The organism is Parasphingopyxis sp. (assembly GCF_052168275.1).
Classification (GTDB): Bacteria; Pseudomonadota; Alphaproteobacteria; order Sphingomonadales; family Sphingomonadaceae; genus Parasphingopyxis.
The window spans coordinates 1-15,474 of record NZ_JBQLZM010000084.1; the positions used below are offsets into that span (position 1 = coordinate 1).

The following is a 15,474-nucleotide window of genomic DNA, read 5'->3' on the forward strand; positions in this document are numbered from 1 at the left end:
CAAGGTGCTTATCCCGATCCGCCTCGGCGCGGGGCTGAGGCTCGGCGCCAATATCGGGTATATGAATTTCAGCCGCAATCGCCGCTGGCTGCCCTTCTAGATTGCCAGGATTTTCCTGACGGGAAATCGCCGCACCGGAAGTTGATTGTCAGACTCGACCGGACGGTCGAGCGCAGCACCGCCCCCAGACGGTATCCAGCGACGTTGCGCGAGCAGCGTTCTGACAAACAAACACACCTTCTCCTTCGCCAACAATTTTCGTGTGGCGCGGTCCGCGCGATCGGCCTAGCGCAGCGCCATGAGCGAGCAGCAGAACACGCCGGCCGGCTATGCCTTCGGGATCGGGGTCTATCTCCTCTGGGGGCTGGTGCCGCTCTATTTCAAGCTGCTCGACCATGTCGGCGCGGTGGAAACTGTCGCGCACCGGATCCTCTGGTCGGTCGGGCTGTTGCTCGCGCTGCTGCTCGCGCTCGGCAAGCTGGGCGACCTGCGCGCCACGGTGCGCAACCGCCGCACGCTGCTGGCGCTGACCGCGTCGGCGGCGCTGATCGCGGTGAACTGGCTCGTCTATATCTGGGCGGTCACCAACGAACATATCCTCGCCGCGAGCCTCGGCTATTTCCTCAATCCGCTGCTCAACGTCGCGCTCGGCACGGTGCTGCTCAAGGAAAGGCTGCGGCCGGCCACCGTCGTCGCGATCGCCCTCGCCGCGATCGGGGTCGCGATCCTCGCCTGGAGCGCGCTCGACACGCTGTGGATCAGCGGGACACTCGCCGTCTCCTTCGCGCTCTACGGCTATGTCCGCAAGGTCACTGACGCCGGCGCGATCGCGGGGCTGGCGGTCGAAACCACGCTGCTGAGCCCGCTCTGCATCGCCTATCTGGTCTGGCTGGGCCTGTCCGGCGGGCTGATGTTCGGTACCGACACGGAAACCGACATCCTGCTGGTGACGGCGGCGCTCGTCACCTCCGTGCCGCTGATGCTGTTCGCCGCCGCGGCCAAGCGGCTGACGCTGACGACCCTGGGCTTCATCCAGTATATCGCGCCCTCGATGGTGTTCGTGATCGGCGCCTTCGTGTTCGACGAGCCTCTCAACAGCGGCCAGATCGCCTGTTTCCTGTTCATCTGGGCCGGGCTTGCGCTGTTCACGATAGACAATCTCCGCCTGGCGCGCGCAAGCCGGCTGCGCGCGCGCATCCCGGCCTGAGGATCCGCTATCCGTCCAGCGTCCAGCCGAGAGTTTCGCTGGCCTGGAAGGGGACGAGTTCGGCACCGCCCGCGGCCAGCCGCTCGGGCACCGTCGTCGGCGCGCGGCGCAGCGTCACCGTGCCCGTATTGAGCGGCAGGCCGTAGAAGCGCGGACCATGTTCCGAGGCGAAGCCTTCGAAATGGTCGAGCGCGCCTTCGGCCTCGAAAACGCAAGCATAGCTTTCGAGCGCGAACGGCGCGTTGAAGATGCCCGCGCAGCCGCAGGCCGATTCCTTGTCCGCGCGCGCATGGGGCGCGGTATCGGTGCCGAGGAAGAATTTGGGCGAGCCGGACACGGCCGCCGCGCGGACCGCCAGCCGGTGCCGCTCGCGCTTGGCGACGGGCAGGCAATAGGCGTGCGGGCGGATGCCGCGCTCGAAGATCGCGTTGCGGTTGATGACGCAGTGATGGGGCGTGATGGTCGCGGCGATATCGGGTCCGGCGCTTTCGACGAAGCTCACGGCGTCGGCCGTGGTGATATGTTCGAAGACGATCCTGAGCGCCGGGAAATCGCGGGTCAGCGGCTCCAGGATGCGCTCGATGAACACGGCCTCGCGGTCGAAGATGTCGACATCGCTATCGGTCACCTCGCCATGGATAAGGAGCGGCATGCCGATCGCCTCCATCCGTCCGAGCACGCCGCGGATATTCGCGATATCGGTGACGCCGCTGTCGGAATTGGTCGTCGCCCCGGCCGGATAGAGCTTGGCGGCGGTGAACACGCCGTCCGCATGGCCGGCCGCGAGATCGTCGGGATCGATCGTATCGGTCAGATAGGCGGTCATCAGCGGGGTGAAATCGCTGTCTTCGGGAAGCGCGGCCATGATCCGGTCGCGATAGGCGTCGGCCGCCTTCGCCGTCGTCACCGGCGGCGCGAGATTGGGCATCACGATCGCGCGGGCGAACTGCCGGGCGGTATAGCCCGCCACCGCCTCGAGCATCGCGCCGTCGCGCAGATGGACGTGCCAGTCGTCGGGCCGGCGGATCGTCAGAATATCGGTCATGCGGCTTCCCTTTGCACGGTCCGATACCTAATTGAAGCCCATGGCCGCCACCACCCTTTCCGACCGCGCGCTGATCCGCCTGTCCGGCGAGAATGTCCGCGAATTCCTGCAGGGCCTCGTCACGCAGAATGTCGACCGGGTCCGGCCCGGCGCGCCGCAATGGACGGGCCTGCTGACCGCGCAGGGCAAGGCGCTGTTCGACTTCCTCCTCTGGGCGGACGGCGAGGACTTGCTTGTCGACTGCGAAGCCGCGGCGGCTGACGATCTCGCGAAACGCCTGACGCTCTACCGGCTGCGCCGCCCGATCACGATCGCCCGAGACGACGCGCTGGCGGTCCATTGGTCGCCCGATGCGCGCGACCATCCGGCCGACCCGCGCCTTGCCGCGCTCGGCCATCGCTGGATCGCACCGACCGGCGAACCGGCGGCGGGGTGGCGCGCCCATCGCCTGGCGCTTGGCGTGACCGAGGGCATCACGGAACTGGGCAGCGACAGGACGCTCTGGCTCGAATGCAATGCCGAGGAGCTGAACGGCGTCGATTTCGCGAAGGGCTGCTATGTCGGGCAGGAGAACACCGCCCGCATGCATTACCGCAACAAGGTCAACCGCCGTCTCGTCGTCGTGCCGCTCGACCGGGCCGACGAAAAACGCCAGCGCATCGCCTATCCCGATCTCGGCCTGTCGGTCGACCATCGCCGGGTCGAGGATCTGGCCGGGCTCGACATGCCGGACTGGCTGGCCGCCGCGATTTCCCAACCGGGGTAGCGGCGCACGGGCCTATTCCTGCGCGCCGCCGTCCGGCGCGAGCCAGCTCAGCGCCACGAAACCGGGCTGCTCGCCGGGCAGCCGCCGCGCATCGACCCCGGCTTCGCGCATCCGCTCGATGACGATGGCGGACGCGGCGTCCGATCCCGAAACGCCGACCGGCACCGCTAGGCGCTGCGCCGCCCAGATGGCGAGATCGATGTTCCGCCGTCCGGCCGCATCGAGCCCGTCCTCGCCCACGCCGAGCGCGGGCAGCTCCTTGGCCGGCGGGATCACCTGCACGTCCCAGTCCTCGGCCCGCGCATTGGCCCGGCGTTCGAGCGCATGATAGGTTTCGAGTTCCGCGCCCGGCAGCGCCCGCACCCGGACGATCGCGCGCCGGCTATTGCGGTCCACCGTCACCTCGTCGGCGTTGACGCCGGCGATCAGCGCCAGCCGGTCGGTCAGGTCGGCAATCTCCTCGCGCGTCGCGGCAGCCTGTTCGCGCATCCGGGCGAGGGCCAGCTCGGCGCTGTCGGTCGTGCTTTCGGTGTCCACCTGGAACTGGCGCAGGTCGACATTCACCATCCGGCCCAGTTCGCGCCGCAAAGTCCGCTGCGCGCGTTCCTCGGCGCCGCCGACGATCTCGGGGGTCAGCACCGAGGCAGTGACGGTGATCGGCTCCGCGTCGAAATCGAAATCGAGCTGCGAGATGCGCGCCGCGTCGCCGAACTCGTCGCGGACCAGCTCCTGCGCCTGGCGCGTCGCATTCGCCTCCCAGGAGATCTGGCGCAGCGAAAAGCCGAGCGGGATCGCGAGCGCGACGAACACGAGAACGATCACCACCGACTGGGCGAAGCTCTGCTTGGACGAGAGATAGGTGCTGAAGCCGTAGACCCGCGCCATGACCGCCGCGGTCAGCGCGATCGTCATCAGGTTGGTGAAGAAGAGGAACAGCGCGCCGCCGAACACCGCCCAGTTGAAGGTGGCGAGGCCGAAACCGATCGCGGCGAGCGGCGGCATTAGGGCGGTCGCGATGGCGACGCCGACGATCGTCCCGTCCCGCCCCCGGATCATCGCATAGGCGCCGGCCAGCGCGGAGAAGAGCGCGACGCCGAGATCGAACAGGTTCGGCCGCGTGCGCGCCGCGATCTCCGACGTGATCGTCTGGAGCGGCGACATGGCGACGATGACCGCGCAGAACAGGATCGCGACGATCGTGCCGAGCCCGAGCGCGCGCCCGGCATCCCTGAGCCAGCGGAAATCGCCGACCGCCAGCGCGAAACCGATGCCGAGAATGGGGCCCATCAGCGGCGAGAGCAGCATCGCGCCGATCACGACCGCCGGCGAGGAGAGCAGCATGCCGAGAATCGCGATCCCGGCCGACATGCAGGTCATGAAGACATAGCGGGGCGTCCAGCCCGATTCGCCGCGCACCTTCTCGATCACCGCGACTTGGTCGACCTCGCGGCATACCATGCGCCACCAGCGGCGGATCAGGGCGATCGAGCCGCTGACCGGATTGCGATTAACTCCGCTATCGGCTTGTCCGTCCGCCATTTTTCGCCGTCCCTAAGTGGAAAGCGCAGGCATAGGCGCAACGCTCCGGTGCGACAATTCTCCCTGGCGCAAATAATAATTGATATTTACTATCGTTTATCATAAAACTGTAATGCTGATGCGATACAGTAGCATCGAGGAGAATAGCATGGCCCGTCCCCAGACCGACCACGAAGCCGCCGCCGAGCAGTTGCTCGAGGCCGCCGAACAGCTGATCCGCGAGCGCGGCCCGGTGATACCGAGCATCACCGATATCGCCAATGCCTGCGGCATGTCGCAGTCCAACGTCTACCGCTTCTTCCCGAACAAGGAAGCGCTGTGGGAAGCGTCCGTCGAGCGCTGGTTCCGGCCGTTCAACGAAATGATGGACGAAGTGGTCGAGAGCGACCTTCCGCCGCGCGAGAAGCTCTACCAGTTCTTCGCCCGGCGGTTCGCCGAGAAGCGGCGGCGCTACGAGGACGACCGGGACTATTTCCTGGCCTGCATGGCGCTCGGCGAAGAGCACCCCGAAGTGGTCATGAGCTATGTCGATCTCGCCGATCATTACATGGCGACGATCCTCGCCGAAGCCATTTCCGAGGGAGAGTTTCCGGGCATGACGATCGACGGGCTGATGTCGCCGGTCAATCTGATGCTCGCGCCCTTCTGCGACCCGGGCCTGATCCCGCATTATGACAGCGCGAACATGGAAAACCTGCGGATCGCGGTCAACACGCTGTTCAACGGACTGAGCGCCAAATGCGCGGACGCGCCGGAAGCGAGCGGAACGCCTCTGAAGCTGGCGTCTTAGGATTTTTTCGTCAGACCTCGCCTTCGGCTCAGGGCGGGTGCGGCGAACTTCTGCTAGGAAGTTTCTGACAAACTGACCCCCGGCCAGTTCTTCATCGATCCGGGCGGCGGGCTCGCCTTCATTTCGGTCTCGTCGAGCGCGGCCAGCGCGCGTTCGCGGTCTGCTTCGGTAAACGCGCCCGTCGTCAGGCAGAATTCGACCATGTTGCCGTTGGGATCGCGCGTATAGACCGAGCGGCACCAATTATGGTCGATCTCGAGCACGTCGAGCCCGGCATCGTTCCAGCGCTCGCGCCAGTGATCCAGCTCTTCGCGCGTATCGACGGCGAAGCTGTAATGGTTGGTGCCCGGCGGCATTTTGGCGGCCGCGTTGAGATCATGCACCTGGTCCGCCTGCCCCGGTACCTCGTGCAGCTCCCAAAAGGCGATGAAACGGCTGTCGTCGCCGTCCATCCGGTAGAAGAAATGCTTGCCCCAGCCGCCGCCCATTACCGGTGCGATTTCGACCTTGACCAGCTCGAAACCCATCACGCCCTCGTAGAATGCGTGGATCGCCTTCATGTCCTTCGCGGCGAGCGCGAGATGGTGATAGGCCATGTCAGTGCTCCTCAACTGTAATTTCCATTACGCGTCTCGGCGGATGTTCCATACCCGTCATTGCGAGCGCCGAAGGCGCGCGGCAACCCAGAGCCGCGAGAGTCGCCGCCAGCCGCTCTGGATTGCTTCGTCGCTTCGCTCCTCGCAATGACGGTGAGGCAACATTCAGTCGTCCTTACGCCTGTTGTCGACCATGCCCATGACATCGGCGGTGGCGCCTTCGGGCGCCGGCACCTCGGCCACCGGATCGTCGACATCGTCATATTCGAGGCGGAGCGCCCGGCTCATGACCGCATGCATCATATAGGTCGCGGTAATGTAGGTGAGTTCGAGGATCTGCTCGTCCGAGAGGTGCGCCTTGAGCGTATCGAACACGCCGTCCGGCACGCGGCCATGCTGGAGCACGAGGCAATCGGTATAGGCGAGCACGGCGCGCTGGATCTCGTCGAAACAGTCGGCGACCGGCCAATGGGCGATCGCCTCGGCCTGTTCGTCGGTCAGCCCGGCGAAGCGCGCGGCCTTCATGTGCTGCGAATAGACGAAGCGCGATCCGACGGCATAGCCCGCGCGCGTCTGGCCGAGCTCGCGCAAGACCGGATCGAGCGTGCGATTGGCGGACCGATAGAAGCCGAAGCCTTCGGTCGTGTGCTTGAACGCGTCGGGGACGAGCGCGAACACCGTCCACCAGTTGCCGGGCGTTCCCGTCGCCGTTCCGGGCTCGGCCACCGGATCGCGATCGCCGAACAGCGCGGTGTAGAGCGCCTTCACATAGTCGTCGGCATTGTCGCGGGACACTTGGGAGAGACGGGGCATGGCGGGAGACTAGCGGAAAGCGCCATGGGCAACCAGCCCGTCGAGAAACGGGTTCGTGCGATTGACGCGGGGTCGCCCTCCGCGCCATATTCGGGTCAGGGGGAAATCGATGACCGATACCGTTTTCGCACACTGCAGGCCGGCTATTCGGGGAGCATTCGCAGCGATGCTGCTGATAGCAGGCCTCGCTATGGTCCAGCCGGACGCGGCTATCGGTTATCAGGGCCGATCGCTCCAGGCGTTTGAAACCCAGGCCGAACTGACCGAGTATCTGCAAGACATCCGGGAGGTGCGCGAGGCGAGGCTGGAACGCCAACGGCGCGAAGCCGAAGAGCAGCGCCGCCGGATGCAGGAAATGCGCGAACGCTTCGACGCCTATCAGGAAGAGGTTCGGCGCCGCGAAGAGGCCGGTCTGCCCCCGCCCGACGGCCCGCCGCCTCCGCCGCCACCCCCTCCACCACCACCGCCTCCGCCGCCCCCGCCACCCGCACCGGCGGCCGAAATGGCGGACTCGGAGAGCATCACCAACAATCAAACGGCCGGCGTCGATGAGGGCGGCATCGTGAAAATCCGGGGTGATATCCTCGTCATCCTGCGGCGCGGCCGGCTGTTCACCGTATCGATCGCGGGCGGCGGCATGCGGCCGATCGATATGATCGACGCCTTCCCGCCGGATACCGACGGCAGCCAATCCTGGTATGACGAGATGCTGATTGCCGGCGACCGGGTCATCGTGATCGGATACAGCTATCGGCGCGGCGGCACGGAGGTGAACCGCTTCCGCCTGTCCGACGATGGGCGGCTGGCCTTCGAAGACGCGCACCATTTGCGGTCCAACGACTATTATTCGGCCGAGAATTACGCCTCGCGCCTGATCGGCAACTGGCTGATTTTCTACACCCCGCTCAACCTGTTCCGCGGCGAGGATCCGCTGGATGCCCTGCCCGGGGTAAAGCACTGGGGCGGGAATCCGGAGAACCGGGTATTCGAGCGGATCACCCCGCCGGGCCGGGTCTATGCGACGCCTGCCATCCGGCGCTCGGCATCGGAGAGTTTCTCGACACTGCACAGCGTGACGAGTTGCGATGTTGCCTCGCCGGATTTCGATTGTACCGCGACCGGTGTGATCGCAGGCCCGTCTCGCGAATTCTATGTCGCGGGGGACGCCGTCTATCTCTGGGTCAGCAACGCCGATCCCTATGACCGATCGGGCGCACCCCGCTATTCGCATATCTACCGGCTACCGCTTGGCGAAGAGGCGCCCTCGGCCATCGGCGCGCGCGGCGCACCGATCAACCAGTTCTCCTTTCGCGCGGATTCCGATCCGGACATGCTCAACGTGGTCGCGCGCGCGGGCGGGGGCGGCGATGCCATGTGGGAACCCGAGGCACCGACCGGCACGATCAGCCTGATCCGCGTGCCGCTGAGCGACTTCGGCGACGGCAGCAGCGAAGTGCGCCAGCGCTATTACCGGCATCTCGAACGCAACGAGACCGTCTACCAGTTCGAAAACCGGTTCGTCGGCGATCACCTGGTTTACGGTCATGGCCGCGCCAATGCATGGCGCAACCCGCCCGACTATAGTTCCGAACCGCTCGCCTATGCCGTGCCGCTGAGCGGCGGATCGATTGCCGAGTTCAGGCTCGGGCATGGCGTCGAACGGATCGAGCCGATGGGGGCGGACGCGATTATCGTCGGCAGCAATCTCGAAAACGGCCTAGGTTTCAGTGCGATCGAGCTGACCGGCGGCCTGCCCGATCTCGGCGACGCCTATGTGCTGGCGGCCACGGGCCAGGGAGAATCGCGCAGCCATGCCTATTTCTACCGGCCCGATCCGGGGTCGGCGGATGGCGCATCGGGCACGCTCGGCCTGCCCATCGCGCGAGAAGTCCAGCCGCAATATCGCCAGCTGTTCGGCAGCGCGGCGGCGATGCTGTTCCTGCGCCGCGACGACCGGCAATTCTCACCGGCCGGGGAACTGGATGCGGTGGTCGAGGGCGTCACCAATGACGGCTGCCGCGCCTCCTGCACCGACTGGTACGGGAACGCCCGGCCGATCTTCCTCAGCACCCGTACCTTCGCCCTGCTCGGTTACGAGCTGGTCGAGGGGCGGCTTGAGGATGGCCGGATCACCGAGATCGGGAGGCTCGATTATGCGCCGCGCCCGACCAACCCCGTCGAATAGACGGGGCTGGGAGCGGCATTAGGCCGCCAGGTTCCGCAGCACATAATGGAGGATGCCGCCGTGGCGGAAATACTCCATCTCGTTCGCGGTATCGATGCGGCAGAGCGTTTCGAAGGTCGCTTTCTCGCCGTTCGCGCGCGTCATCTCGACCTCGACCGTCTGGCGCGGATCGATGCTCGCAACGCCCCGGATCGTGAAGGTCTCGGTGCCGTCCAGCCCGAGCGTTTCGCGGGTCACGCCCTCGGCGAACTGGAGCGGGAGGACGCCCATGCCGACGAGGTTCGAACGATGGATACGCTCGAAGCTTTCGACGATAACCGCCTTTACGCCCAGGAGGTTGGTGCCCTTCGCGGCCCAGTCGCGCGAGGAGCCGGTGCCATATTCGGCGCCGGCGATGACGACCAGCGGCGTGCCTTCGGCCTTGTAGCGCATCGCCGCGTCGTAGATCGACATCTGCTCGCCCGACGGGATGTGCTTCGTATAGCCGCCCTCGACACCGTCGAGCATCCGGTTCCTGATGCGGATGTTGGCGAAAGTGCCGCGCATCATGACCTCGTGATTGCCGCGGCGCGAGCCGTAGCTGTTGAAGTCCTTCCGGCTAACCTGATGATCCGTAAGGTATTTTCCGGCCGGTGAGTCCTCCTTGATGGCCCCGGCAGGCGAAATATGATCGGTCGTGATCGACTGGCCGAAGAGCGCCAGCGGCCGCGCGTCGACGATGTCCCCGATCGCCTCCGGCTCCATCGTCATCCCCTCGAAATAGGGGGGATTCTGCACATAGGTCGATCCGCTCCGCCAGCGATAGGTCGCGCTCGGCTCGACATCGATCGAGCGCCACATTTCGTCCCCATCGAACACGTTCGCGTACCGGCTTTCGAACATGTCGCGATTGACATGCGCCTGGATCGTCTCGGCCACTTCGGCGTTCGACGGCCAGACATCGGCGAGGAACACGTCCGCCCCGTCATGCCCCTGCCCCAAAGGCGTCGTCGTGATATCCTCGGTCACCGTGCCCTTGAGAGCGTACGCCACCACCAGCGGCGGCGAGGCGAGGAAGTTCGCGCGCACATCCTGCGACACGCGGCCCTCGAAATTCCGGTTCCCCGACAGCACGCTCGCCGCGACGAGGTCGTTCTCGTTCACGGCCTTCGAAATCGGCGGCGCCAGCGGCCCGCTGTTCCCGATGCACGTCGTGCAGCCATAGCCGACCAGGTCGAAGCCCAGCGCGTCGAGATCGTCCTGCAGGCCCGAGCTCTCCAGATAGTCGGTCACCACCTGCGATCCCGGCGCGAGGCTCGTCTTCACCCAGGGCTTGACGGTGAGCCCCTTTTCGCGCGCCTTTTTCGCGACCAGCCCGGCCGCCGCCATCACCGCGGGGTTCGAGGTGTTGGTGCAGCTCGTGATCGCCGCGATCACGACATCGCCATCGCCAATATCGTGGTCCACGCCCTCGACATCCACGCGCTTGCCGTCGCGGCCATAGACGCTCTGCATCTCGCCATTAAAGAGTTCATCGACCTCGGGGAGGATCACCTTGTCCTGCGGCCGCTTCGGCCCGGCGAGGCTCGGCACGACCATCCCCATGTCGAGCGCGAGCGTGTCGGTGAACACGGGGTCCGGATCGTCGACCGAATGCCAGAGGCCCTGTTCGCGGCAATAGGCCTCGGTCAGCGCGATCTGCCACTCGTCGCGCCCGGTCAGGCGCATATATTCGGTCGTCTTCTCGTCGATCGGGAAGAAGCCGCAGGTCGCGCCATATTCGGGCGCCATGTTGGCGATCGTCGCGCGATCGGCGAGCGTCAGGCTCTTCAGCCCCTCGCCGTAGAACTCGACGAACCGCCCGACCACGCCCTTTTCGCGCAGCATCTGGACGACCGTCAGCACGAGATCGGTCGCGGTCACGCCCTCGGCCATCGCGCCGGTCAGATGAAAACCGACGACTTCGGGGATCAGCATCGAGACCGGCTGGCCGAGCATCGCGGCCTCGGCCTCGATCCCGCCGACGCCCCAGCCGAGCACGCCGAGCCCGTTGATCATCGTCGTGTGCGAGTCCGTCCCCACCAAGGTGTCGGGATAGGCGACGAGATTGCCGTCCGCATCCTCGCTCGACCAGACGGCGCGCGCGAGATTTTCGAGATTGACCTGGTGGCAGATGCCCGTCCCCGGCGGCACGACCTTGAAATTGTCGAACGCGCCCGCGCCCCATTTGAGGAATTCGTAGCGCTCCATGTTGCGCTGATATTCGAGCGCGACATTCTCCTCGAACGCGGTCGGCGTACCGAACTCGTCGACCATCACCGAGTGATCGATCACCAAGTGGACCGGCACCTGCGGATTGATCTTCTCCGCCTCGCCGCCCAGCGCCACGATCCCGTCGCGCATCGCGGCGAGATCGACGACCGCCGGTACCCCGGTGAAATCCTGCATCAGCACGCGCGCCGGGCGATACTGGATCTCGCGCGAGATCTTCCGCTCCTTGAGCCAGTCCGCCATCGCGGTCAGATCGTCCCCGGTCACCGTGACCCCGTCCTCGAAGCGCAGCAGATTCTCGAGCAGCACTTTCATGCTGAACGGCAGACGCGAAACGTCACCGAGCTTCTCGGCCGCCTTGGCGAGGGAGTAATAATGAACGGTCCTGCCCTCGACCGTGAGGGAGGAACGGGTGGAAAGCGTGTCGTGGCCGGTCTGCGTCAATGGAGTGCCCTTCGCGAACTGTGCCCGACGCCGGAAGGGGGACTGCGGCGGGGCGCAGCGGCCGGCGGGCGGACGGTGAATGAGTCGGGAGGGGTTTAGCGGGTGAGCGGGTGTTGGGGAAGTGGGCCGGCTCTCGCATTTTTTTACTTTCGATCGAAAGGACGCAAGAACAACGGGGTTCGCGCAAGAAGCTCACGATTTCTCTTCCAGAGTCCAAAATTTTTATGCCATAATGCGATAGTCGATCCAGGAGATCAAAGATGGAAATGAACGCCAGTACGGAGGAGTTATTACTTGCTCAGATTAAGCAAGGGCAAGTTGTTCTCGCGTTAGGTGCTGGCGTAAATGGCGGATCAACTAACCGACGTAACAATGCAATAGCTGACAGCGGTGAACTTGCCAACATTCTTTGCAGTGAAATGGGCGTACAATATGGTTCCGAATCTTTGTCGGAGGTAATTTCCGCTTTCGAAAGCCGACTCGGACGGCCTGCCTTTGAAAAAATCATCATTCGAGAATTTCGTTACTGCAAACCGTCCGCATTTCTAGAGGATATATTCAAATATCCTTGGATGAGAATATACACTTGGAATGTAGATGACGCTATCGCTGAGGCTACTAAGAAATCCGTCCAGAGAATACAGGTATACAATGGGATTTCGGACAAAGTTGAAGATTCTCCCGGTTTGGAGCACGCCCAACTTGTATATCTAAATGGACAATCAACCAATATACAGTCCGGGGTGATATTTTCACGCGAAGATTATGCGCGAGCGCTACACAATTCTCAGCACGGCTGGTATCGGCAAGCAGCGAACGACTATATGGTGTCGACCGTATTATTCTTGGGAACTTCGCTTAACGAACCCATTCTCGAAACTGAAATTCAAAGGGCCGTTACTGGTTTATATGGGAGTCAAGGAAGATCTTTTTTGATTACTCCGGATCAGTTAACTGAGATACGGATCGCAGCTCTAGAAAACCGAGGTGTTATCCACATTCGGGCCACCTTTGAAGATTTCATCGAATGGCTAAAGAGAAAGGTGGGCGATAGCCTTTCGCCCCGAGATATTGTCGACACCGGAAAATATTTCGATTCTGAATCCCTAAGCCGCTTCACTTCGGCAGATCTATCTGCTGCGCAAAGCATCTTTCCCAAGCAGAAAAGACGGCTGCTCTCTGATTTTGAGCAACAGCCAAATCACATAAAAGATCGTCAGGCGCGTGAATATTTAAATGGATTCGGCCCGAGCTGGAGCTTAGTTAGCACTGAAATTCCAGTGAGGCTAAATAATGGAAAGAACCTCTCAAAAAAAATTGCTGAAGCCTTTGAAATGGGCGCGCCGCTGTTCGCGACAATTGGCCAAGCCGGTAGCGGAAAGACCACAGCCACCATGCAGGCTTTAGTCGACCTCAGCGACGCTGAAGAATTTGAAGTTTTTGAGTTTGCTCCCGAGACACGCTCAATCGCAAAAGCGTTGGGTATCCTAAGGCGCATCAACGACAAACCGAAGCTTGTTTTCATTCCGAACCTCCCGGTAACTGGCCAATCTTTAGCTGAGGACTTCGCTTTCGCTAAAGAGGCAAATGCAATGTTCGTCTCGACCGCGAGATCAAGTGAGTGGGCAGACAGGTTCGTTCGATATTTCGGGAAAGATGCGATCACGTTTGAATTTCAACGCTTTACAAAAAGCGATTATGAGCCGCTCCTTGCAAGACTGAGGAAATACGTGCCAGCACCTCAGTTCACGAAACTTAGCGAAAAAGCACAGCGAGCGAAGTTGGCAAAATCAAAAAGTCAGCTCCTCATGGCTCTTCGGGAAGCAACAGAATCGCGGAACTTTGAAGAAATTATCATCGACGAGTTTGAATCGCTTCCCAATGATTCCGCGAAACGGCTGTTTATCATCGCGGGCATCGCGACTCTTGCGCGCTCGGGTATTTCTAATGGAAGCGCTTTTGAAGCGTTCAGCGCGGCCCCACAATTGACCGGCTATGAAAATGCACTGAATGCGCTTAGCGGCATCGTTAGAGTTGACAATGATAAACGCCTTTATGCCAGACATGAATTTTACGTTCGCCACATTTTTGACACTCGGGTCGACCTCGACATAATATTCGACATAATTTGCGATTGCCTTGACGTGTTCACTAAATACGAAATTCCAGTGACCCGCCATGTATCCAAACCTGATGCTACGCTCTTTCGTTTTCTTTTGAATCACAGCTTTTTGCGCGAACGCGCTGAATCCGGACGAAAACGTGAAGCTGGGCTAAAAGTCTACAAGAAATTTGAAGTGCAATTCCAGTTAGATGGCCATTTCTGGCTTCAATATGGATTGTATTACAGGGGCTTGGGCCAAAAAGATCTTGCAATTGAAATGCTGGATAAGTCTATCAAGGCCTACCCGGACAATCCATTCGCGATACATGCTCTGGCACAATTGCAGCTGATACAGGCGGAGCGGATGAGTTCCTCTGATCGTCGCGCTGAAAGCCTTATCGGCGCAGCGGTTGCGGCGTTGGAGAAAATGGCAGCCGAGCCTCTCTTGAAGATCGATCAATACCCGCTTGTCACACTGGCCAACTTTCATACTGCTGCACTCATGAAACACGGAAAACAAGGCGAAGCGAGAGCTATGGCTCAATCCTATTTTAACCGCCTTTCCAAGCTTGAGAACGAGGTAAGCTCGCCAGAGGTGGTTTCCGCAAAATCCCGCATGCTCAAATATGCTAGCACCGGCACCTGGGAACATCCGGGCAACCAATTCTAAATATCCCGGACGGCTGCGGACGACTATTCCCTGTCCTACAGACCCCCGGATAGTATAGATAGATCGGCTCCATTCCCTGTGTGAGGAGCCCGTGTCATGGCCGATCCCGATCCGCCGCGCCTGCCGGCGCCTGGTCCTGAACCCCTTCCGCTTGGGCTACAGCGACCACAGGATTGGTCGCTCACGAAGCCCTGCCCTTCTTCTTCACCGTCGAAAAGGAAGAACAGTCCCCTTCGACAAAGCTCAGGACAGGCTTCGACAGGCTCAGGGCGAACGGAAATAGTCGACCCCCCCGCCCCCTATCGCACCCGGCATGACGGGTGGACGGAACCGCGCAAGCGCGCGTTCCTCCATGCGCTGGCGCGGACGGGGTGCGTGCGGGATGCGTGCGCCATCGCCCATATCTCCTCGACCAGCGCCTATCGCCACCGCAAGCGCGATGCGGGGTTCGCGGCGGCCTGGGAGCGGGCGCTGACCGAGGCGCTGCCGGTGCTCGAGGCGGCGGCGTTCGAGCGGGCGGTGGAGGGGGTGTGGGAGCCGGTCGTCTCGGGCGGCAAGGTGGCGGTCTACAAAAAGCGCTATTCGGACGCGATCCTCGTGACGCTGCTCCGGCGCGCGGACGCGGCGGCGGAGCGGCGCATGGCCCGCCCGCCGCTGTCGGTGGAAGAATTGCGCGAACGGCTCGACCGCAAGATCGCGATGGTGAAGGCGCGGATGGAAGCCGGGGACGGCGCGGACGGGGACGGCGCGGACGGGGGGTGAGGATGTGTCTGCCGGACTTTCGCCAGCGCGCCATCGCGGCACCGGCCCTCTCCCCCTCCCGGATTTCTTGTCAGACTCGACCTGACGGTCGAGCGCGGCACCAGCCCGCACCCCCTCCCGGCCTCCCATCTATTGTACACTGAATGGGAGGCCGGGAGGGGGTGCGGGCCGGTGCGGCGAACTTTCGCCAGAAAGTTTCTGACAAACAGAATCCCGGTGCGGCGTCCGAAGCGAAGGTCTGACAAATGAAGTGGGGCGCTTCTGTTGCTCGGTGCGCCCCGGACCGCCGGTTTCCACTTCTGT

General features: G+C 62.8%; 12 protein-coding genes. 7 read left to right on the forward strand and 5 right to left on the reverse strand.

Annotated elements, in window-relative coordinates; genetic code table 11:
- Positions 1 to 100, forward strand: a 100-nt coding sequence (locus ACTS1X_RS07600) for an EipA family protein (RefSeq protein ID WP_442613794.1), incomplete at its 5' end; no start/stop codon positions are given.
- A gap of 198 nt (positions 101 to 298) precedes the next feature.
- On the forward strand, positions 299 to 1,207 hold the full coding sequence (gene rarD, locus ACTS1X_RS07605; RefSeq protein WP_442613783.1) for an EamA family transporter RarD: 909 nt from the start codon (positions 299 to 301) through the stop codon (positions 1,205 to 1,207).
- 7 nt (positions 1,208 to 1,214) lie between these two features.
- Here the strand turns inward: rarD and pyrC are convergent, their stop codons facing one another.
- Positions 1,215 to 2,252 carry a dihydroorotase gene (pyrC, locus tag ACTS1X_RS07610; RefSeq protein ID WP_442613784.1) on the reverse strand — a complete coding sequence of 346 codons (1,038 nt, stop codon included), beginning with the start codon at positions 2,250 to 2,252 and terminating at the stop codon, positions 1,215 to 1,217.
- Between the two features lie 40 nt (positions 2,253 to 2,292).
- On the opposite strand from pyrC, the gene ygfZ reads away from it, so the two are divergent.
- Complete coding sequence (gene ygfZ / locus ACTS1X_RS07615) at positions 2,293 to 3,018, forward strand: CAF17-like 4Fe-4S cluster assembly/insertion protein YgfZ (RefSeq protein ID WP_442613785.1); 726 nt, start codon at positions 2,293 to 2,295, stop codon at positions 3,016 to 3,018.
- Positions 3,019 to 3,030: 12 nt separating this feature from the next.
- Here ygfZ and ACTS1X_RS07620 read toward each other — a convergent pair whose 3' ends face one another.
- Positions 3,031 to 4,557 carry a DUF389 domain-containing protein gene (locus ACTS1X_RS07620; RefSeq protein WP_442613786.1) on the reverse strand — a complete coding sequence of 509 codons (1,527 nt, stop codon included), beginning with the start codon at positions 4,555 to 4,557 and terminating at the stop codon, positions 3,031 to 3,033.
- Between the two features lie 148 nt (positions 4,558 to 4,705).
- Here ACTS1X_RS07620 and ACTS1X_RS07625 point away from each other — a divergent pair, with 148 nt between their 5' ends.
- Positions 4,706 to 5,347 carry a TetR/AcrR family transcriptional regulator gene (locus tag ACTS1X_RS07625; protein ID WP_442613787.1) on the forward strand — a complete coding sequence of 214 codons (642 nt, stop codon included), beginning with the start codon at positions 4,706 to 4,708 and terminating at the stop codon, positions 5,345 to 5,347.
- Between the two features lie 53 nt (positions 5,348 to 5,400).
- On the opposite strand, the gene ACTS1X_RS07630 is transcribed toward ACTS1X_RS07625, so the two are convergent.
- Together ACTS1X_RS07630 and ACTS1X_RS07635 are read right to left on the reverse strand one after the other, a co-directional pair.
- The gene (locus ACTS1X_RS07630) at positions 5,401 to 5,943 is read right to left on the reverse strand and encodes a VOC family protein (RefSeq protein WP_442613788.1); all 543 of its coding nucleotides are present in this window, start codon (positions 5,941 to 5,943) and stop codon (positions 5,401 to 5,403) included.
- Positions 5,944 to 6,108: 165 nt separating this feature from the next.
- Positions 6,109 to 6,756 (reverse strand): carboxymuconolactone decarboxylase family protein, encoded by a 648-nt coding sequence (locus ACTS1X_RS07635; RefSeq protein WP_442613789.1) that lies wholly within the window; start codon positions 6,754 to 6,756, stop codon positions 6,109 to 6,111.
- A 166-nt stretch (positions 6,757 to 6,922) separates the two neighbouring features.
- On the opposite strand from ACTS1X_RS07635, the gene ACTS1X_RS07640 reads away from it, so the two are divergent.
- Complete coding sequence (locus ACTS1X_RS07640; RefSeq protein ID WP_442613790.1) at positions 6,923 to 8,941, forward strand: beta-propeller domain-containing protein; 2,019 nt, start codon at positions 6,923 to 6,925, stop codon at positions 8,939 to 8,941.
- A gap of 18 nt (positions 8,942 to 8,959) precedes the next feature.
- On the opposite strand, the gene acnA is transcribed toward ACTS1X_RS07640, so the two are convergent.
- A complete protein-coding gene (acnA, locus tag ACTS1X_RS07645; RefSeq protein ID WP_442613791.1) occupies positions 8,960 to 11,635 on the reverse strand; it encodes an aconitate hydratase AcnA in 2,676 nt (891 codons plus the stop codon).
- 260 nt (positions 11,636 to 11,895) lie between these two features.
- On the opposite strand from acnA, the gene ACTS1X_RS07650 reads away from it, so the two are divergent.
- Both ACTS1X_RS07650 and ACTS1X_RS07655 read left to right on the forward strand, forming a co-directional pair.
- Complete coding sequence (locus ACTS1X_RS07650; protein WP_442613792.1) at positions 11,896 to 14,409, forward strand: P-loop NTPase; 2,514 nt, start codon at positions 11,896 to 11,898, stop codon at positions 14,407 to 14,409.
- 375 nt (positions 14,410 to 14,784) lie between these two features.
- On the forward strand, positions 14,785 to 15,171 hold the full coding sequence (locus ACTS1X_RS07655) for a hypothetical protein (protein ID WP_442613793.1): 387 nt from the start codon (positions 14,785 to 14,787) through the stop codon (positions 15,169 to 15,171).
- Positions 15,172 to 15,474 lie beyond the last annotated feature (303 nt).

Coding starts and splice junctions, on each gene's coding strand:
- ACTS1X_RS07640 (WP_442613790.1), top strand. CDS start 6,923: ATGCTGCTGATAGCAGGCCTCGCTATGGTCCAGCCGGACGCGGCTATC.
- ACTS1X_RS07650 (WP_442613792.1), top strand. CDS start 11,896: ATGGAAATGAACGCCAGTACGGAGGAGTTATTACTTGCTCAGATTAAG.
- ACTS1X_RS07625 (WP_442613787.1), top strand. CDS start 4,706: ATGGCCCGTCCCCAGACCGACCACGAAGCCGCCGCCGAGCAGTTGCTC.
- rarD (WP_442613783.1), top strand. CDS start 299: ATGAGCGAGCAGCAGAACACGCCGGCCGGCTATGCCTTCGGGATCGGG.
- pyrC (WP_442613784.1), bottom strand. CDS start 2,252: ATGACCGATATTCTGACGATCCGCCGGCCCGACGACTGGCACGTCCAT.
- ACTS1X_RS07635 (WP_442613789.1), bottom strand. CDS start 6,756: ATGCCCCGTCTCTCCCAAGTGTCCCGCGACAATGCCGACGACTATGTG.
- ACTS1X_RS07630 (WP_442613788.1), bottom strand. CDS start 5,943: ATGGCCTATCACCATCTCGCGCTCGCCGCGAAGGACATGAAGGCGATC.
- ACTS1X_RS07620 (WP_442613786.1), bottom strand. CDS start 4,557: ATGGCGGACGGACAAGCCGATAGCGGAGTTAATCGCAATCCGGTCAGC.
- ygfZ (WP_442613785.1), top strand. CDS start 2,293: ATGGCCGCCACCACCCTTTCCGACCGCGCGCTGATCCGCCTGTCCGGC.